This is a genomic window from Hydrogenovibrio halophilus DSM 15072, assembly GCF_000384235.1.
GTDB classification, from domain to species: domain Bacteria; phylum Pseudomonadota; class Gammaproteobacteria; order Thiomicrospirales; family Thiomicrospiraceae; genus Hydrogenovibrio; species Hydrogenovibrio halophilus.
This window is the reverse complement of the sequence record NZ_KB913033.1, coordinates 1548164-1567984: the sequence shown is the minus strand read 5'-3', so window position 1 is coordinate 1567984 and position 19821 is coordinate 1548164. Positions and strand designations below refer to the sequence as shown.

At 54.0% G+C, this 19821-nt stretch carries 12 protein-coding genes; 6 read left to right on the top strand and 6 right to left on the bottom strand.

Going from position 1 to position 19821, the window contains the following annotated elements:
• The first annotated feature begins 6 nt into the window (after window positions 1-6).
• Window positions 7-3561 (top strand): methyl-accepting chemotaxis protein, encoded by a 3555-nt coding sequence (locus A377_RS0107570; RefSeq protein ID WP_019895656.1) that lies wholly within the window; start codon window positions 7-9, stop codon window positions 3559-3561.
• Window positions 3562-3680: 119 nt separating this feature from the next.
• Here A377_RS0107570 and A377_RS0107565 read toward each other — a convergent pair whose 3' ends face one another.
• The 5 genes from A377_RS0107565 to A377_RS0107540 form a co-directional block, all read right to left on the bottom strand.
• Window positions 3681-4160 carry a hypothetical protein gene (locus A377_RS0107565; protein ID WP_019895655.1) on the bottom strand — a complete coding sequence of 160 codons (480 nt, stop codon included), beginning with the start codon at window positions 4158-4160 and terminating at the stop codon, window positions 3681-3683.
• Between the two features lie 406 nt (window positions 4161-4566).
• Window positions 4567-7872, bottom strand: a complete 3306-nt coding sequence (locus tag A377_RS0107555; protein ID WP_019895654.1) for an efflux RND transporter permease subunit — start codon at window positions 7870-7872, stop codon at window positions 4567-4569.
• Window positions 7873-8976: an efflux RND transporter periplasmic adaptor subunit gene (locus A377_RS0107550; protein ID WP_019895653.1), complete on the bottom strand. Its 1104-nt coding sequence runs from the start codon at window positions 8974-8976 to the stop codon at window positions 7873-7875. It abuts the gene before it with no gap.
• A 54-nt stretch (window positions 8977-9030) separates the two neighbouring features.
• On the bottom strand, window positions 9031-10467 hold the full coding sequence (locus A377_RS0107545; RefSeq protein ID WP_245546804.1) for a TolC family protein: 1437 nt from the start codon (window positions 10465-10467) through the stop codon (window positions 9031-9033).
• A 165-nt stretch (window positions 10468-10632) separates the two neighbouring features.
• Complete coding sequence (locus tag A377_RS0107540) at window positions 10633-11304, bottom strand: alpha/beta hydrolase (protein ID WP_019895651.1); 672 nt, start codon at window positions 11302-11304, stop codon at window positions 10633-10635.
• Between the two features lie 111 nt (window positions 11305-11415).
• Here A377_RS0107540 and A377_RS0107535 point away from each other — a divergent pair, with 111 nt between their 5' ends.
• The 4 genes from A377_RS0107535 to A377_RS0107520 all read left to right on the top strand — a co-directional run bounded on the left by A377_RS0107535 (window position 11416) and on the right by A377_RS0107520 (window position 16627).
• Window positions 11416-12549 carry a 4-phosphoerythronate dehydrogenase gene (locus A377_RS0107535; RefSeq protein WP_019895649.1) on the top strand — a complete coding sequence of 378 codons (1134 nt, stop codon included), beginning with the start codon at window positions 11416-11418 and terminating at the stop codon, window positions 12547-12549.
• A gap of 226 nt (window positions 12550-12775) precedes the next feature.
• Entirely contained in the window at window positions 12776-13345 is a 570-nt protein-coding gene (locus A377_RS0107530) for a DUF302 domain-containing protein (RefSeq protein ID WP_028485362.1), read from the top strand.
• 855 nt (window positions 13346-14200) lie between these two features.
• Window positions 14201-15535 carry an OmpP1/FadL family transporter gene (locus tag A377_RS0107525; RefSeq protein WP_019895647.1) on the top strand — a complete coding sequence of 445 codons (1335 nt, stop codon included), beginning with the start codon at window positions 14201-14203 and terminating at the stop codon, window positions 15533-15535.
• Window positions 15536-15754: 219 nt separating this feature from the next.
• Entirely contained in the window at window positions 15755-16627 is an 873-nt protein-coding gene (locus tag A377_RS0107520; protein ID WP_019895646.1) for an SDR family oxidoreductase, read from the top strand.
• Between the two features lie 98 nt (window positions 16628-16725).
• On the opposite strand, the gene A377_RS0107515 is transcribed toward A377_RS0107520, so the two are convergent.
• Window positions 16726-17262 carry an FxsA family protein gene (locus A377_RS0107515; RefSeq protein ID WP_019895645.1) on the bottom strand — a complete coding sequence of 179 codons (537 nt, stop codon included), beginning with the start codon at window positions 17260-17262 and terminating at the stop codon, window positions 16726-16728.
• A 184-nt stretch (window positions 17263-17446) separates the two neighbouring features.
• On the opposite strand from A377_RS0107515, the gene dsbD reads away from it, so the two are divergent.
• A complete protein-coding gene (gene dsbD, locus A377_RS0107510; protein ID WP_019895643.1) occupies window positions 17447-19720 on the top strand; it encodes a protein-disulfide reductase DsbD in 2274 nt (757 codons plus the stop codon).
• Window positions 19721-19821: the final 101 nt, after the last annotated feature.

Here is a 19821-nt window from a genome sequence, read left to right as displayed (position 1 = left end):
GGACTTATGAACCCAAATGACCGCCCGTTAATCAATGAAGAAATCCGCGTTCCCGATCATTATCGTTTGATCTCCCGGACGGATCTGAAGGGAACCATACTCGAAGCCAACTCCGAATTCATCGAAGTGAGTGGATATGAGCACGATGAAATCATTGGCCAGCCGCACAACATTCTGCGTCACCCCGATGTGCCCAAAGCCGTGTTCAAGGATTTCTGGGACACTTTGCAGGCGGGTCAAGGCTGGACCCAACTTGTCAAGAACCGCGCCAAGGACGGGCGCTATTACTGGGTGATTGCCAATGCCGCCCCCGTAGTGGAAAACGGTCAGGTCACTGGCTACATTTCCGTGCGCACCCCGCCACCAGAAAGCGACAAAACCGCCGCTGCACAGGCCTACAAAGACATCAGTGCCGGCAAAAAAATCATTCACCACGGGCACATTGACACCCCGGGAAGAGAGAGACGGAACCGGCTCAACCCGTTTTACCGCCTCAAAATCATGCCCAAACTGGCGGCCATTGGCACCACGCTGGTCGTCATCGGCATTGCGATCACGGCACTGTTGTCACAAATGAATTACCAAAAGGTCGTTGAAACCAACAGTGAAGAACGGTTTGACCAGATCAATGAGCGCATGGACGCGCTGGTGGCCAATGTCAGAGCCGGAGACATCAGCATGGCGCTTGGGTTTGCCAACCATCCTGACATTCAGGCCGCACTGGAATCCGACTACGGCTACCTGGCCAAACAGACCGTGGATCAGAAGATCCAGACCGTGGAAAGCGCGCATGGCATCAAGCCCAAAGTGCATGTCCACGATGCCAGAGGGCACTCTTTCTATCGTTCCTGGACCGACAAAACCGGTGACGACATTTCCACTTTCCGCTATACCGTCAATCAGGTGCGTGAACAGAAGCAGACCGTCGGCGGCATGGAACTTGGCCGCGCCGGCATTGCCATCCGCAGTGTGGCGCCCGTTTACCATTCTGATAACGGTGAGGTTGTGGGCTCGGTCGAGGTCGTCACCGGCATTGACAACCTCCGCAATCGTTTCAAGGACCGCGACATTCATTATGCATCGATCCTGACCGATGACGCGCTCGACATTGCGCAAAAAGCGCAAGGCAATCCCAAAGTCGGACCTTACACCCTGTCGAGCACCGAACTGTTCAACCCGGAAACCGTGTCCCGCATTCAAAACGTGGACATCAATCGCTTGATCGACCAAGGGTATCTGGTGACAGAGGACCGTTTCATCGTTGCCCTGCCGATCACCGACACCAACAACGATCTGATCGGTTATCACCTGTTGGATGAAAACCTGCAGAAACTCAACACTCTCAATGCCCACAGCTTTGATGCCGCGGTCGACACCGTGATCAAAGTCGCAGTGTCCATGATTCTGCTGATTCTGATCTTTTTGCTGATCATCCGCAGCAACATGGTCAAACCAATCAAGCGCATTGCCAGAACCATGGATCACGCGCGTGACACCGGCAACCTGAGCGAACGGGCGGATGCGCGCATCCCCAATGAAATGGGCATGTTGGCCGAAGCCTACAACGGCCAGATGCAGATGACCCAGGTTGCGATGGGTGAAGCCGGGCGAATGATGAAAGACATTTCTGAAGGCCGCCTCAAAACCTCGACAGTCATTCCGATGACCGGGGATTTTGAAGTGCTTAAGCGGAACCTGAACTCCGCCTCAGAGCAGCTTTCCGGCACTTTTGACGAAATCCGCCATGTGTTGCAGGAAATCCATGCCGGTAACTTCAGCTACCAGACCTCCGGCACGGCTCTGGGCGAATTCAAGAACGCACTGCATGACGCCCAGGCCTCCATGTCGGTGCTCAAAGGCGTGTTCTACGAAGTCAACGAACTGATGAGCCAGGTGGCCCAGGGCTTCTTCGGCAAACGCATCACCGCCAAAGCCGAAGGCGAAATGCAGGTGCTGAAAGACAACATCAACGAATCGTTGGATTCGCTGGAAGCCATCATTGAGAATGCCACCAAGGTAATGGTGGCTCAGGGCAGTGGCGACCTGAAGCAACGCATCAACATGGAGACGGACGGGACCCTGGCGGTTCTGCGCGAAGGCATCAACAACTCAGTCAGCAATGTCAGCAGCCTGATGGCGCAAACCACCTACTCCGTCAACCGTCTGGCCAATGGCACCATGGACATATCCACTGATGTGATTGATCTGTCATCCCGCACTCAGCAGCAGGCGGCGTCCCTACAGGAAACGGCCGCGAGCATGGAGCAGATTACCTCCACCATTCAACAAACCGCCAACAACGCCAGTGACGCCAATGAAGCGGCCACCCTGTCGCTGAAAGAGGCGCAGGATGCCAACAAAGTGGTCCACCGCACCATCGAATCCATTAATGAAATCAACGAAGCCAGCACCAAGATTTCCGAGATCACGTCGTTGATTGACAGCATTGCCTTCCAGACCAATCTGCTGGCTCTGAATGCGGCGGTGGAAGCGGCCCGAGCGGGTGAACACGGACGCGGCTTTGCGGTCGTCGCCGGCGAAGTACGCTCTCTGGCCGGCAAATCCAGCGATGCCGCCAAGGACATCCGCGGCCTGATTGACAACACCGTGGAAAAAGTCCAGGAAGGGGCCAAGCTGGCCGACGAATCCGGCAAGGCGCTGGAGCTGATCAACGGCTCGATTGAAAAAATCGGCAATTACGTCAAGGAAATTTCCGATACCACGGCCGAGCAGGCCAAAGGCGTGGAACAGGTCAATACCGCCATCAGCAGCATTGACCAGGTCACCCAGCAAAACTCGGCACTGGTGGAAAAAACCGCGGACCGTACGGCGGACATGAGCCGTCTGGCCGAAGAAGTGCAAAAAGTCATCGGCACCTTCAAAATCGATCTGAGACAGATTGGCTTTGAAACGGCGATGCAGACCGGCAAGTTTGTCTTCGCCCACGCCCGTCGCGCTCACCGTCAGTGGAAAGGCCTGGTTCTGGCGTATGTTGAAGGCATTGATGCTGAGTTTAACCGCGAGACAGCCACCGACCACACCAAGTGCGCACTGGGTCAGTGGATGTACGGTGAAGAAGGCCAGGAATACATGCGCATGCCGGAAATGCAGGAAGTGGAAAAATGGCATACCGAACTTCATGCCACCATCAAACGCATTCTGGAAGCGCATGAAAACGAAGACATTGAGACAGTGAAGCGCGAGTTTGACAAGCTGGACGAAGCCAGCGAAAAAGTCATCAGCGGCCTGACTCAGGCAGAAGAAGCCGTGGCGCGCAAACACCAGAACGAGGAACGCCAACAGGCCAAACGCTCTGAAGAACGCAAGGCCCTGTCATCCAAGCCGGCCGAACAAAAACAGAGCGGCAGAGCGACTTCGACCGGGTCGAACCAACAACGTTCGACACCACAGCGTTCATCCCAGAGCCCGTCTCAACAGTCTGGTCAGGCACATAAGGCCACGACGCACCGAGCCGCACCTGCCCGTGATGCCGGCACCCAAACGCCGCCGCCACCGCAACCGGCACACACCAAAGACGAGGACGAGTGGAGCGAATTCTGATACCACCCAGCCCTTCTGACCAATAAAAAGCCCGCTGACTCAAACTGAGTCAGCGGGCTTTTTTATTGAACTTTGACGCAAGGGCCTATTTCCCCGCGTTTTTACCCCGCGCAGGGTTGTTACCAGAGTTTGCGACCAGCAGCCTGCTGCTGCATCACCCATTGCTGAAACGCCGGGGGGCCATAAGCCAGCGTCAGCGGATTTTTCTCCAGCTCTTTGGCTTCCGGGTCCTGCATCTGATAAATCAACGGGCGCATGTGCTTTTCGGCCGCTTGCATCAGCCATTGCAGGGTTGCCTCAGGAATTTCCCGGCCTACTGGCACAGCCAGATCCACCACCAAACCTTCCCAGGTCAAAATGTGGTCAATCACCAGCGCCCCGCACTCATCCGGACGAAAATCATCGGGCAGACGACTGCCGGTCTGAACCCAGGCGCAATCAAAATTGCGACAGGGATTCACCGGTCGGTTTTCATAATCATCACAGCCCTGACCCGTACTGTGGGGACAGGGATGACCGGGATAAGCCTCACAGCCTTTGACCGTAATTTGTACCCAACCGTCGCAGCAGGCGGTACAGGGCTGACATTGGCGCATCATGCAGCACTCCTCTTTTCATGCTTTTTTTGCGCAAAGTGTAACACACCTGTCATAAAGCCGCGCGCGCCTGTTTTAACCAGGCCTGGTGAAAAATGGCTGTCACCACGCCCATCCTCCTTGTCATCCTAACCTGCGCCCTGTGATTCCTACCACGTTCCTGTCATCCCGACCATCCCCATGTCATCCCGACCGAAGCGGAGGGATCTTCAAAGATTCGCACTACCTTACAAAGATGCTTCGGCTGCGCTCAGCATGACAACCTGTTTTCATCTGACTTCGCTCAGGGTGACAGTGTTTTTTAGAAAAACCGTATTTTCGGACACAAAAAAAGCCATGCTGCGTTCACGCAGCATGGCTTTCCTATTTCGGATGGAACAGGCTTTTTTCAAGCCCTTTCCAAACTGTCCTAGGCAGTCGGCTTGCTCTGCCCGCCTTCGGTGTATTTGACCCCACTGTGCCATTGCCAGATAAAGTAGAGCAATGGAATCACCAGCAACGTCAGCACCGTGGACGACAGAGTCCCGAAGATCAGGGAAATGGCCAGGCCACCGAACACCGGATCGGTGATCATGATCATGGAACCGAACATGATCGCTAGCGCCGTCAGCAGGATCGGCCGGAAACGGACCTTGCCTGCCTCGATCACGGAATCTTTCAGTGTTCGGCCTTCAGCGCGGTACTCCAGAATAAAGTCAATCAACAACAGGGAATTCCGCACCACGATCCCCGCCAAGGCAATCACCCCGATCATGGAGGTCGCAGTAAAGGCCTGCCCCATCAGCCAGTGACCGGGGAAGACCCCGATCATGGTCAGCGGAATCGCCCCCATCACTATCAACGGCATCATAAAGGAGCGGTAATAGCCCACCAGCACCAGATAGATAAAGATGATGGCGACAATGAACGCACTGCCCATATCCCGGAACACGTCCAGCGTCAGGCGCATTTCGCCGCCCCACAGCAGTGAGTATTCCATCACGTCCTGAGGTTCGGCTTCGACGAAGCCAAGGTTGGCGGTGTGAAAGGTCACCTCGGATTCGGGCAGCTTCACACCGTCGAGCATGCCATCCAGCGTCAACACCGCATACACCGGGCTGGAGCGCAACAGCTCACCGCCGACCATCACCATCTGGTGCTGATCGCGCCCAATCATCGGCTTGGCCTTGGCGACTTCCTTGATGTCGGCAAACGACGCCACCGGCACCGAGGCCCCGGAACGTGACTGCACATTCAGCGTCATCAGCTGCTCGGGCACTGTCCGTTCCGAACGCGGTAAACGCACCACAATATTGACCGGTTCCCGCACATTGTCCAGGTGCATGTAGCCCAGTTCATAGCCGTTGATGTAATCGCGCAACATCTTGGCCACTTCGGCCGGCACCACGCCCAGCAAGTTGGCCTGGGTCCGGTCGATATTGATCTGATAACTCACACTGTCGGCGGTGACACTGTTATCAATGTTGGTCAGCCCGTACACATTGTGCATCTTGTCGGTGATTTCCAACGCCGCCTCACGCAACTTGTCGTAATCCGGCCCATAGAGTTCGGCCAGAATCTGCGTGGTCACTGGCGGCCCCGGCGGGGTTTCATACAGTTTGACATTGGCCCCGGGGAACACCTTTTTCACCGACGTCAGACGTTCGTCCAGCATTTGCACCAGTTCGTGCGACGACAGATCCCGGTCGTGCTTGTCGGTCAGATTGACCCGGATCTGGGCAAAATTCACCCCTTCCTTGATCAAATCGCCCCGCACCAATGCCGCAAAATCGATCGGTGCCGGTTTGCCCAGAAAGACACTGTAATCGGTCACATGCGGCAGGTCGGCAATGACTTCATTGACCCGACGCACCACAATGTCGGTGGTTTCCATTGCCGTGCCTTCCGGCATATCAACCTGCACCAGGAAGCTTCCGGTGTTGTCATACGGCAACATCTTCACTTCCACCCCGGCCGGGTGCAGCGGGTTGTTCATGCCATCGTCGCGCATGAACTGCAATGCCGGTTGCACCATCGCCGCAAACAGCGCAACCAAAACCACAAACAGAAACACATTGCGTTTGGTCCGGCTTTCCAGCATCGGAACAATCGATTTTTCATACAGCTTCTGCATCCAGTCCGGCTTGGTCACCTGATGCGTTTCCAGGCTTTCGCGTTCCTGCATTTCTGCGATCGCCTTTTTGCCCAGCAGACGATAAGACAGATACGGCACCAGAATGTACGCAATCAACAGAGAGGCAATCATCGCCACCGGCACATTAAACGGAATCGGAGCCATAAACGGCCCCATCATCCCGGTGACAAACAGCATCGGAATGAACGCCAAAATGACCGCAAACGTCGCCACGTTGGTCGGATTGCCGATTTCATTGGTGGCCTTGATCAGCACCTCATCAAAGTTTTTGGGGTCAAAGCCGTCATGAATGTGCCTGTGTATGTTCTCTATCACCACAATCGCGGCATCCACCAACAACCCCAGTGACAGAATCAGGGCAAACAGCGTGATCCGGTTGATGCTCTGTCCGGACAGATACCCCACAAACAGCACCACAAACAGAATCAACGGCACCGTGACGGTCACAATGCCGGCTTCACGCCACCCCAGAAACAGTACCAGAATCACAATCACCGAGCCCACGGCGATGCCCAGATGCTCCATCAGCACATTGACTGCGGCGTTGGCTTTTTTGCCGTCATCGCGCGTGACCACCACGTCCACATCGGCCGGGATCACGCTCTTTTTGAGCCCTTCCATCTTGTCCAGCACCGCATTGGCCACGGTCACCGCATTGGTTCCGGGTTTTTTGGCCAGAGAAATGGTCACCGCTGGCTGTTCACCGCGAATGCTCTGGCCTGAGGCCGCGCCGAAGCCAATGCGAGTGCTCACATCTTCTTCCATCGGCCCGTCTTCAATCCGGGCGATGTCTTTCAGGTAAATCGGCCGCCCCTGATTGGTCGCAATGATGATTTCACCCACTTCCTCGGCGTTGCCAAGATACCCGTTCAAGCGCACCGGATACTGCTTGTTTTGCTCCACAAGGCTGCCAGCCGGCAACGAGACATTGTTCCCCTTGAGCATGTCGCTGATGGTTTGCAGCGACAGACCCACGGAAGAAATTTTGCGCGCATCCAGCCACACATTGACAGCACGCTGCTTTCCTCCGGTCACCTCGGTAAAACTGACTCCCGGTACCTTTCGAATTTCTTCCACCACCTTGAGCGACACGTCACGCAGGTCAAACCCGGACAGTTCGGTGGAAGTCAGCGCCAGCGTCATAATCGGCACATCGTCCACATTCACCGGTTTGACAATGGGATCCTGGGTATCCGGTGGCATCCGGTCCATGTTCTGCATCAGCTGGTTGTAGAGTTTGACCAGGCTGTCTTCCTGATTTTCGCCAACATCAAACTGAACCGTGACCACGCCAAAGTCGTTACTGGCATAACCAAAGGTGTGCTTGACCCCGGACACGGAATTCATAATGCTTTCCAGAGGCTTGACCACCATGTTCTGGACTTCTTCCGGACTGGCACCCGCCTTGGGCACCATAATATTGGCCGCTGGCACCACGATCTGTGGATTGTATTCGCGCGGGGTCACCATCAGCGCCAGCACACCGGCCAGCGTCACGGCGATCATGATCATCATGGTGATTTTGGAATGAATAAAGGCTTTGGCCAGTTTCCCGGCTGAATTAAGCTTTTCCGACGTCATTTACGCCCCCTCGCCTTGTGCGGCACCGGTTTGAATGCGATCACCATTGAGAATGCTCATATTGTCGTCCACCACGATGGTATCGCCCAATTGCAGGCCGGCTTTGATTTCCACCTTGTCGTCAATCTCTTCACCGAGACGTACCATGTGAAAACGGGCCTTGCCTTCAGATACCACAAACACCCCTTCGATCCCGGAGCGATTGACCACTGCGGTCTGGGGCACCATAATCGCCTGACGATCACCGTGGGTGAAACCGACCCGGGCGAAGGTGCCGCTGTTGACGGTGCCGATGTTCTTCGGCAGGCTCAACTTCACCGTGTGGGTACGCGTTCTGGGGTCGGCCGCACTCACCAGGGTGTAGACTTCACCGTAAAAAGGCGAGACCTTACCATCCAGCTTGATTTCCGCCTTGTCCCCCTGTCTCAGAACCGCAAAAATATCCTCCGACACCTGAGTCTGCACACTCAGCGACTGAAGGTTTTCCAGCACCAACACCGGGTTGCCCGGAGCCGCCATATCTCCCGCCACGGCCATTTTTTCAACCACAACCCCATCAAACGGAGCTTTGACATTAACGTAATTCAACTGAGATTGCGCCTGATTGTAGGCCGAACGGGCCGCAGCCAGATTTTCCTGTGCCACCCGATACTGCAGACTGATTTTGTCAAACTGCTGCTTGGACACGGAATCCTGAGCATACAGTTTCTTGAAGCGGTCGTAATCCAGTTTGGCGTCTTCCAATGCGGCCTGAGCCTGCTGATAACCGGACTCGGCCTGAGTAATCTGTGCACTCACGTCATTGGAATCAATCGAGAACAACAGATCCCCGGCATCAACACGATCTCCGACCTTCACTTCCAAATCCTTGATGTAGCCCATCAAACGGGAAGATATCCGACCTTTCTGGTCCGGCACCACCGACCCAGGCACCACCGACTGCAAAGGAATCGAACCCAGTTTCACCGTGGCCACGGGCGCCTGAATGGTCTGAACGGTTTCGTTTGCGGTCTCAGAGGCTGATTCACCGCCGCAACCTGCCAGTCCCAGTGTCAATAATGCAACCAGCAAAGGGGTTTTCAAAGAATAAGCATGGGTTTTCATCCGACTCACCTGATTTGTTCCGTTAAATTAATGGGGTTGGGTCTGCGGGGTATGTCACATCCGGGCCAGTGTCATGGCCCCGGTTTCCAATCGCAGTGTCGCCTTTTGAATGTTTTTTTCGTATTGGGATTTGACCAGATCCGCACGGGCCTTATCCAACTGGGCCTGATTGGCCAGCACCTCGGTCATGGTGGCAATGCCACCCTTATAGCGTTTCATGATCAGTCGTTGCGCTTCTTCGGCCTGGGCCACGGCTAATTCATTGGAGACCACGCGCTTTTCTGCGACCTGCAACATACGCCAGGCTTTTTTGACCGCCAGACGGGTCTGGTTCATTTTGGACTGCAGCGATGCCTTGGCCTCGGACGCTTCTGCCCGTGCCCGACTGATGCGATTATTGGTGACCCCAAAATCGGTCAATTTCCAGGAAAAAACTCCGGCAATGGTATAGGAGGTGCTGTCAAAGCCCAGATTTTCATCGTTGGCATCGCCGCGAGCCATCAGATTGAAACTGGGATACTTGTCGGCCTTACTGGCTGCAATGGCGGCCTGTTTGGCTTTGGTCTGCGCACGCAACGCTTCCAGTTGCGGATTGACGCTGATGGCTTCCTGACTCATTGAAGCCGCCGTATGTTCGGGCAGGGTAATGTCCTGACGCGCCCCGATTTCAATTTCGGCGTCTTCGTCCATGGCCATCAACATTTTCAAGTTGTCCAAAGCGATCTGCTCTTCCATCAGGGCTTGCTCGTATTGGGTCTGCGCTTCCGACAGATGCACATTGGCACTCAGCAGTTCCGAACGCACCACCACGCCTTGTGCCACCAGGTTTTCCGTGGTTTCGACATAAGCCTGAGCCGCTTCCACCGCCTGTTGCGCCACCTCAATAAACGCCCGCGCTGTGTGAACGCCCTCATAAGCCTGATACACATTAAAAGTCAGGTACTGCTGAGTGGCTTCATCGCCCTGACGCGCCGCCGCAATCATCGCCTGAGCCTGATCTTCGTAGCTGCCGATCCGACCGCCGTTCCAGACCGGCACCTTGACTTCCAGACGGCTGTTGAAATTATTATGCGCGCCGGGATGGTTGAGATCACGAGGTTCAACACCAAAATTAGTAGATGTGGCGCTGGGATCACCAAAGCCTGTTTTACCAATGTCAGCAAAACCAAAATCACCAAAGGTCGCCTGACGCTGCCCCAGTTTCATCCCAAACACATTCATCGCATCATTGGAACGGGTACCGGTCAGCGACGCGGTGATCTGGGGCATGCGGCTGGCTTCGGCTTCCGACAGAGCGGCTTCGGCCTGGACAATTCGCTGTTCACTGACCGTCATCTCCGGATTCTGACCCAGTGCGGTTTCCACACAAGCTTTGAAATCCAGTGTGACCGCGCTGGCAGAGGCAATACTCTGTGTGCCCAGCAATCCCAACGCCATTGCCAGCGGTGACAAACGGCGCATATATCGATGTAATCCAATCGGTGCTGTCATGACCCTGTCCTTTTTGCCTGGTTCGCCACATTTCCAATCACACATAACAGAAACATTAGTTGATCCGATCCGGAAATGACAAACACATTAGCATATAAGCATTTTCTAATAGAGCGGAATTATAAATAAGTTTTTTCTAATATACCAGTCACTGGCCATATAAAATCAGGGCTGGCCATAGTGCCCCAGCAGAATCTGTTTGAGCCACACCAGCTGGCGATGAAAAAAATGACCGGCCTGCGCCCGCCAGAGTAGATCCGGCACCGTTTCGCGCGTCAGGGCCCAATCCAAAACCTCTTTGGGCTCCACCACCTCATCCCGACCACCTTGAATCAACAGCCAGTCGGCCTGTGGGTGCAAACCACTCAAATCGTACAGACTGACCGGTGGGGCCACCGTGCAAAGCCGTTTTGCGCCCAGTTCATCGGCCTGGGCCAGGCTGACATAACTGCCGAACGAAAACCCGGCCAGCGTCAGTTCTTCAACCGACTGCTCGCGCCTTAACCAGTCCACAACCGCTTTCAGATCGTATTGTTCGCCCATGCCCTCATCGTAATCGCCAGTGGACTCCTGCACGCCGCGAAAATTGTAGGCCAGCGTGCCATACCCCAGTTGCTGAAACGTCCGTTCCAGCGTGGTCACCACCTTGTTGTCCATGGTACCGCCGTATTGCGGATGCGGATGGCTCAGTACCACCCAGGCAGTTTCATGCACCGGATCATCCGCCCGGTTCAAGCGGGAAGCGCCGGGCCGGGTCAGACGGGCCTGCAGTTGACCGACTTCGCCGGGAATCAGCAGGCTCTGGGTGCGTGGCTTGTTTTGCTGGGATGCGGACATGGTTTTTTCATGGTTATGACATTTGTGCGCTCATTCTACCCAATCAAACCCGCAACTGCGCGCTTGTGCGGCTACAATAATTTCATCAGATTTTGCAACAAGGAGAACCGAATGCCCCAACGCACGCTGGTAATTGACGACGCCATTCCCTATGCCGATGCGCTTTTCAGCCATCTGGGCCAAATAAAACGGCTGCCCGGCAAAGCGATCAGCCCCAAAGACGTGGCCAAAGCCGACGCATTGATTGTGCGATCACGCACCCAGGTCAATGCCGACCTGCTGGCCGACAGCCAGGTGAGCTTTGTCGGCTCCACCGTGGTGGGTCTGGACCATATTGACCAGGCCTGGTTAAAAACACAGGGCATCCACTTTTATTCTGCCCAGGGCTGCAATGCCAACTCCGTTGCCGAATACGTGATCACCAATATTGTGCGGCTGGCATCGCAAAACCAATGGCGTCTGTCGGATCTCAGTCTGGGCATTGTCGGCGTCGGCCATGTGGGCAGCCGGCTGCAGACACTGGCTGAAGCCGTCGGTCTCACCTGTCTGTTGAATGACCCGCCTCGTGCAGAAGCCGAAAAATCCGAAGGGACAGAGAACTTCTGCGACCTGGACACCGCGCTACAAGCCGACATCATTTCTCTGCACACGCCTTTGACCGACGACGGTGACTGGCCCACCCGACATCTGCTTGACCGGCAGCGACTGGCAGGTTTGCGCCCAGAACAGGTCCTGATCAACGCCGCGCGCGGCGGCATTGTCGACGAAAGCGCCTGGGTTGATGCCCCGCCTCAGTTCAACCTGATCGACTGCTGGGAAAACGAACCCAACATTCGCGCCGACCTTTACCGCAAAGCCACCCTGGCCACACCGCACATAGCCGGGCACGCACTGGATGCCAAAATCAAAGGCAGCCTGATGGTGTACGAACAACTCTGCCAACAATGGCAAATCCCCACACAAGACGACTGGCGTCAACAGTTGCCGACCTCGCCCCAACCGATGGCTGTCACCGCCAAAGCCCTGCTCGCCGACACCCTCTGGTCGCTGTTGCAGTCGTGTTATGACCCGCAAGAGGACGATGCTGCCATCCGAGCCAAGGATATTCAGGGCACCCATAAAAAATATGAATATTACCGTAGACACTACCCGGTTCGGCGCGAATGGTCGCAACACCGCGTGCAAAAAACGCCCGACCAGAAACTCAACAACCTGTTGATTCAATTAGGATTCCAATTAGTTTAGAGGATGCTTATTTCAGGGTTTCGTTATCTTTTAATATTAGCGTCTCGTAATGTCCATAAAAGAAAGTTATTTTGCCGACAAAAAAATTGATTTTCACCCGGTTGTGCAGCCGAGTAATCTTGTTTCTGAAAATTGACATACATCAATAAACCTTCCACGGCATCAGCCACTCAGTGCGCCTGACAGCCAAAGGCAGGAACGAACGCAACCAATGGAGATTGACCGAATGAAACTGATGACCCTTTTCAAAACCGCTTTTGTCGCCGGCAGCATCGCCCTGCTTTCCGGGTGTGGCACCATCAACGCCATGGGCAACCTGGAAGAAGGCGCGGGCGGCACCTTTATGGACGTCTGGGACAAGTGGGTGGAAGCCGAAGGTGACATCGCCGACGCCACCATGTGGGAGATGAAAGTCGAAGAAGGCGTTGAATTTCAAGACGTAACCGACGCCATCGAAAATGCCGCCATGGGCACCGGCCTGATGAACGTGGGCGAATTGCCGCTGTCGGAAGAGCTGAAAGCTCGTGGCATCGAATCCAAGCGCATTCACGTAATGTCATTCTGTAACCCGGAAACGGCGCGCAAAATGATCGACTTCTCTCCTGCAATGGGCGGCTTCCTGCCCTGTCGAATCACCATCATTGAAGAAGAAGACGGCCTGCACCTGTACAGCATGAACATGGACATGATGGTCAAAATGGGCAAAAAGATGCCAGAAGAACTGAAAAAAGAAACCATGCACGTTCGTGATACCGTCTGGACCATGATGGAGAAAGGGGCCTCCGGCGCCTGGTAAACCTGTACCAAAATCCTCGGCTTGGCCGGGGATGGCACATTATCCTCCGACTGGAACCCGCCTCAGCGCGGGTTTTTTCTTATCCGAACATCATCATCTTCTTTGATCTCATAACGTTGCCTTAAAACGCCTTGAACCCATTCTGTCATCCCGACCGAAGCGGAGGGATCTTTTCAACCCTGCACACCTTCAAAAGACCCTTCGGCTTCGCTCAGGGTGACAAAACGCTTGTTTTGACCTCGTTCCTACTGAGAGCTATGGGAACAAGTCAACGTTCATGACAAAGGTTTTAAACTAGCCCGGAAATTTCATGAATTTGCGCCAATATCGCGCAGGAACTTGTTTTCACAAGGAAATTTCTGAAGGAGTGTCGTATCAACGATTACGGCCGACTGAAGAAATATTTCTTGTGGAATCAAGGGGCAAGCGAGATGCTGCATCATTTATGAAATTTCCGGGCTAGGCCTAGTCAATTTTGACCTATTCAGACACCACACCAAGCACACATCACTACAGAATTTCATAATATTAGAATGTCTTAATAAAAATTGCCTGTTTGGTTATAAAAAAAATTTGAGATGCGCTTCCATAATCCCTTATTTAAGAAAACACTTATATTAGACAATTCTTATAATATTGTTTTTCAATGACTTAGTGTGCATTTTGACTCAGATCAAGTTTTCAAGCGCCCTTTCAACTGGTACGAATTAATCACACTAATCAAACATAAAATTTTTTTGATTATTAAATCAGAAAACGCTTATGCATAGTGTTTCTGACACGGTTGATCTCGGGCGTCACACCCGCAACCCAGGACTGTAAACTTTGATCACAACAACAAGAGAGAACGAACGCATGAAACTAACCAAAATCGCACTCGCAGTGGCGGCCACCGCCATGGTTTCCACTCCCGTCCTCGCTACCAATGGCGACAATCTGATCGGTCTGGGCGCACAATCCCGCGCACTGGGCGGCACCGGCACCGCCGCCTACTTCGGCTCAGAAAACGCCCTGATCAACCCATCACTGATCGGCAAAGGTCAAGGCACGGAATTTGTTATTGGCGGCACTTTGTTCAAGCCGGATGTTAAGGCAGATACCAATGTTTCAGACATGACCGGACAAAGAACTTACTTTTCACAGACAAGTGATGCAGACACCAATATCATCCCTGAAGTCTCTCTATCAACCCGCTTAAGCGATCACTGGACATTTGGCCTTGGTATTTTCGGTTCCGCTGGTATGGGGACTGACTACCGTGACAATGCTGGTTATGACGACGTAGATGCCTCTGCCGGCGTAAACGGTAATGGTTCAGCGCTTTTTAATGGGTACAGTAATCTTCAATTAATGAAATTTGCACCTTCACTGGCTTATAACAATGATCGTTGGGGCGTTGGTTTTGCGCCCGTAATTCAGTACGGTGCCCTTGATATAAACTACAAATCCTATAGTGCAGCCACAACAGACGTAAGCAATGTCGGTAACGGCATGTCTTCAGACATCGGCTTCGGATTTAACCTAGGTGGCCATTTCGACATTACCCCAGATTTCACGGTTGCCTTGGCTTATCAATCTGCCATTGACATGGAATATAAAGATCAAATTAGTGTTGCAGCAGGAGGCTTTGGCTTGAACTTTGATGACAACCTGGAACAACCCGCAGAAATCAAAGTAGGTGCCGCTTATACTATTGGTAATTTGATGCTTACTGCCGATGCTAAACAAATAAGATGGGGGCAAGCAAACGGCTACAAAGACTTTAACTGGGATGATCAGAACGTCTTCGGCATTGGTGCCAAATACACTCGCAGCAACTACTGGGTAGGCGTTGGCTACAATTACGGTGAAGACCCAATTGACAAAGCCGGAACAGGTTCAACCGGTGATACTCCAGCTACCGGCGGAATGGCGGGGTATCAAGCCCAAGCCGTTGACTTGTTCAACAACCATTTTTTCCCAGCAATGGTTGAACAACATTTCACTTTTGGTGGCGGTTATCAGCTTACTAAAAACTTAGCACTTGACGGTGCAATTGTATACGCCCCAGAAAGAAGTAAAACAGTCGACACTGGTGTAGTTAGCTCTGCATTGGGTTCCAGCTTTGCTAGTACAGCCGATGCCGGAACCGAACACGAAGTCACCCACTCTCAAATCGGGTACACCGTGTCTCTGCGCATGAACTTCTAAGCTTTAACTTAGAACGCCAAAGACAAACCGTCATCCGCTTATGCGGCTGGCGGTTTTTTTATGCCTTTTTGACCAGGCCTGGTCAAAAACCACTTTACCCTCCCCTATTCATAACATTTTCATACCTTGTACACTTACTATCCAATATTTTCTTAATCCGTGCAATTTGTTTGTGATAGGATGCGAATAAACTGACCGATTTGAGGAGTAACTGGGTCTATGGCACGTATTCTTATCGCCGGTTGCGGCGACATTGGCTGTCGTCTGGGCAAACAACTGACCAAACAGGGTCACGAGGTTTTCGGCATCCGCCGCTCTGACGACAAAATGCCCACTTCCATCAATCCGATCAAAGCCGACCTGTTCGCGCCTTTGCCGGAACTGCCCGGGCCATTTGATTACGTCTATTACATTGTCTCTGCCAGCGCCTTTAACGACATTGGCTACTACCGCGCTTATGTGCTGGGGCTGCGCAATGTGATCAAGGCATTGGATGAACAGGGTTTCAGCGAAGGCATTCGGCGTCTGTTTTTCATTTCCAGTTCGTCGGTCTTCACCCAGAACAACGGGGAAACGGTCACCGAGGACAGTCCAACCGAAGGCAAAAACTTCGCCAGCCGTCGCTTGCTGGAAGCCGAAGACTTGGCATTGAACGCCCCTTTTCCGGGCACAGTGGTTCGGTTTGGCGGCATTTACGGTCCGGGACGCACCTACTTGATTGACATGGTGCTCAAAGGCCAGGCCCACTGCATGGAAGACGTCTACAGCAACCGCATCCATACCGACGATGCGGTGGGCGTGCTGGCACACCTGCTGACGGTCAAACCTCTGGAGCCGGTTTACATCGGTGTGGACAACGAACCCACGCTGATCTGTGATGTGTATGAATGGCTGGCGGAACAACTGTCCGCTTCGGTGGTCGAACACAACGAACCCACCGAAAACAGTCGCGCCCAGCGCGGCAACAAGCGTCTGTCCAACGCCAGAATCCGTGCCAGCGGCTACGAATTCAAATACCCGAGTTTCAGGGAAGGTTATACGGCACTGCTGGAAGAAGTCAACGAAGACACGGACGGTCATCTGATTGACTGATGTGAACGGATTCCAGCAGCCTGTCGGACTCGAAATGCCCGGTTTCAAACCTGCCAGCATGAAATCTGGCCGGAAAGGGCGATCGTCTCAGCGATGTTTCAGCGATCTTTGGGTTCGGTGTTTTGGTCGGGCTTTTCGCTGGTGACTTCGCCGTCAATCACATCGTTATCCTGTTCCGGCCGATGGCCGCGAAGGGTCCGAACGTGCAGGATTTCCGAGCCGTTTTCCGATTTCTGGGTCCATTCGGTTTCATAGACACCGCCTCGCTGGCGAGCGTAATGGCTGCGACGTTGGTCGATGATCTTTCTGGCCATCGCCGCCCGCAAAGGCGGCACCAACAGAACAAACCCGAGAAAATCGGTGATCAACCCCGGTATCAGCAGGAACAAGCCGCCCAGAAACAACAGAACCTCTTCCATCATTTCTGCCGCCGGTGGCTGCCCCTGCGCCATATTCGCCTGCGCCCGCTGCATGGTGCTGACGCCCTGTTGGCGCATCAACGCCACACCGGCGACGGCGGTGAAAACGGTCAGCAGAATGGTGGGCAGCGCGCCGATGATGCCACCGACTTCGATCAGCACATACAGCTCAATCAGCGGCACCAGAATAAACAGTAATACGGTCAAATTAAACATACAGCCTCGTGAAAGTTCTTGTTCGTCTGCTCAGGCTTATGACAACATTCCAGCCTTACACAAACTTTGCACACCATGGAACCATGCATTTACGTTAAAATCGTCGATCATCATCGAATCAATGCTTGCCATCATATCAATCATGGCTTCATAACAACAGAATTCAACCGGTAAGGACACCTTTATGTTGCGCCGTTTTTTAGATTCCGCTGCCTTGTCAGCCAAAAAAGGCCTGATCACGCTGATCACGGCCTGGTCTCTGCTGTTTACCCCTTGGGCCCTGTCTGCCGACGATCTGCTGCCGGTGGATGACGCGTTTGTGCTGCAACCGGTCAAGGCGGAAAACGGTCAGATCAAAATCAGCTGGACCATTGCCGACGGCTACTACCTCTATCAGAAGCGCATCAAAGTCTCCTCACCCGATGCGGAACTGGGACCGATCAACTTTCCCAAGGCCGTGATCAAAAACGATCCCGCTTTCGGCGAATCCAAAGTCTTTGAAGACGACCTGACCGTCACGCTTTCCATCCCGCAAACCGATGCCAAACGCCTGAAGCTGGAAATCGGCTACCAGGGCTGCGCGGAGGAACAGGGGGTCTGCTACCCGCCTCAGACCAAGAAAACGCTGGTTTCTCTGCCCGACAATGACCAGGCTGCTTCTCCCGGTGCCATCGCCAGTGCTGAAAACCTGCAGGCCCTGAACGATCTGATTGTCCCCGACAGCGGCACCGACCTGCTGCCGGAAGAAGAGGCGTTTCAGTTTGATTATCAGGCAGGAACCGGCGACAACGCCGGTCATCTGATGCTGACGTTTGCGGTGGCTGAGGGCTACCACCTGTATCAGGACAAATTCAAAGTCACGGTCAAAAACGGCGAAGCCACTCTGGGCACTCTGCAGTTGCCTGACGCGACCATGACCGACGACCCGGTGTTCGGGCGCGTGGCCGTGTTTCACGACGACTTCAGCGCCAGACTGCCGGTCGGCAATGTGCTCGACAGCGCCCAGATTGAACTGACCTACCAGGGCTGCTCGGTGGATTCGGGCGTTTGCTACCCGCCCACCAGAAAAACCCTGTCGGTATCCGAACAGGACTTTGGCGGGCCTTTGCCTGACAGCACGACCAGCGAATCGCAAGCCGCGTCTCAGGCAACCGGTGCCAACGACCTGTCGGAATCCGACCGCATCACCCAGACCCTTCAGGACAGTTCGGTCTGGCTGGTGATCGGCACCTTCTTCCTGTTTGGTCTGCTGCTGTCGCTGACGCCCTGTGTTTTCCCGATGATTCCAATTCTGTCGAGCATCATTGTCGGACAGGGCGAACAGATCACCACACGCCGGGCTTTTGTGATGTCTCTGGTGTACGTTCTGGCCATGTCGGTGACCTACACGGTGGCGGGCGTACTGGCAGGCGTCTTCGGTGAAAACCTGCAGGTCATGTTCCAGAACCCCTGGATCATCGGGACCTTTGCCCTGGTGTTTGTGGCACTGGCGTTTTCCATGTTCGGTTTTTACGAACTTCAGTTACCGTCTTCGGTGCAGAACAAAATCACACAGGTTTCCAACAAGCAGAAAGGCGGCACACTGACGGGCGTTGCCATCATGGGCTTTTTGTCCGCACTGATCGTCGGTCCCTGCGTGGCGCCGCCTCTGGCTGGCGCACTGATTTACATCGGTCAGACCGGCGATGCGTTGCTTGGCGGCACCGCCCTCTTTGCCATGAGTCTGGGCATGGGCGTGCCATTGCTGTTGCTTGGTACTTCCGCAGGCAAACTGCTGCCTCGAGCCGGTGCCTGGATGGACAATGTCAAAGCCGTTTTCGGGGTTCTGATGCTGGCTCTGGCCATCTGGATGGCCGAACGGATCATCCCGGACTGGGCCACACTGATGCTTTCCGGCATGCTGCTGATTGGTTCCGGAGTCTATCTGGGTGCACTGGAACCGATTGGCGAAAAATCCGGCTGGCACAAACTGTTCAAGTCCATTGGCGTGATCTCACTGGTTTACGGTGTGGTTCTGTTCATTGGTCTGGCCAGCGGTGGCAGCAACCTGATGCAACCTCTGAAAGGTCTTTCCGGCGGCGGCACGGCGCAGTCGCAACAACAAGGACTTACTTTCAAGAAAATCGGCTCGTTGCAGGAACTGGAAACCGAACTGGCCAAAGGCGAGCCGATCATGCTCGACTTTTACGCCGACTGGTGCATCAGCTGCAAGGAAATGGAAGCCCGGACCTTTACCGATCCCGGCGTTCAACAGGCACTGGATGGCGTCACACTGCTGAAGGCCGATGTCACCGACAACACCGATGTGCATAAAGCTCTGATGAAGCACTTCAACATTGTCGGACCGCCGGCGATTCTGTTCTTTCAAAACGGACAGGAACAAAAGGCACAGCGTGTGGTCGGTTTTCAGAACGCCGAAAAGTTCACCGGCAACATTCAACAGGCTCTGGGTAAATAGCCCTTTCCCGACAGTCTTTTGATTGCGGTCGCTGAATGCGGCCTCAACGGGCCAATCTCTACGAACAAATACGAGCAAGACACATTTCCATTCTCAAGCCC

What these genes read in the sequence shown, in the direction of transcription:
- A377_RS0107570 (WP_019895656.1), top strand. Translation starts at nt 7, where the DNA reads ATGAACCCAAATGACCGCCCGTTAATCAATGAAGAAATCCGCGTTCCC.
- A377_RS0107565 (WP_019895655.1), bottom strand. Translation starts at nt 4,160, where the DNA reads ATGATGCGCCAATGTCAGCCCTGTACCGCCTGCTGCGACGGTTGGGTA.
- A377_RS0107555 (WP_019895654.1), bottom strand. Translation starts at nt 7,872, where the DNA reads ATGACGTCGGAAAAGCTTAATTCAGCCGGGAAACTGGCCAAAGCCTTT.
- A377_RS0107550 (WP_019895653.1), bottom strand. Translation starts at nt 8,976, where the DNA reads ATGAAAACCCATGCTTATTCTTTGAAAACCCCTTTGCTGGTTGCATTA.
- A377_RS0107545 (WP_245546804.1), bottom strand. Translation starts at nt 10,467, where the DNA reads ATGACAGCACCGATTGGATTACATCGATATATGCGCCGTTTGTCACCG.
- A377_RS0107540 (WP_019895651.1), bottom strand. Translation starts at nt 11,304, where the DNA reads ATGTCCGCATCCCAGCAAAACAAGCCACGCACCCAGAGCCTGCTGATT.
- A377_RS0107535 (WP_019895649.1), top strand. Translation starts at nt 11,416, where the DNA reads ATGCCCCAACGCACGCTGGTAATTGACGACGCCATTCCCTATGCCGAT.
- A377_RS0107530 (WP_028485362.1), top strand. Translation starts at nt 12,776, where the DNA reads ATGAAACTGATGACCCTTTTCAAAACCGCTTTTGTCGCCGGCAGCATC.
- A377_RS0107525 (WP_019895647.1), top strand. Translation starts at nt 14,201, where the DNA reads ATGAAACTAACCAAAATCGCACTCGCAGTGGCGGCCACCGCCATGGTT.
- A377_RS0107520 (WP_019895646.1), top strand. Translation starts at nt 15,755, where the DNA reads ATGGCACGTATTCTTATCGCCGGTTGCGGCGACATTGGCTGTCGTCTG.
- A377_RS0107515 (WP_019895645.1), bottom strand. Translation starts at nt 17,262, where the DNA reads ATGTTTAATTTGACCGTATTACTGTTTATTCTGGTGCCGCTGATTGAG.
- dsbD (WP_019895643.1), top strand. Translation starts at nt 17,447, where the DNA reads ATGTTGCGCCGTTTTTTAGATTCCGCTGCCTTGTCAGCCAAAAAAGGC.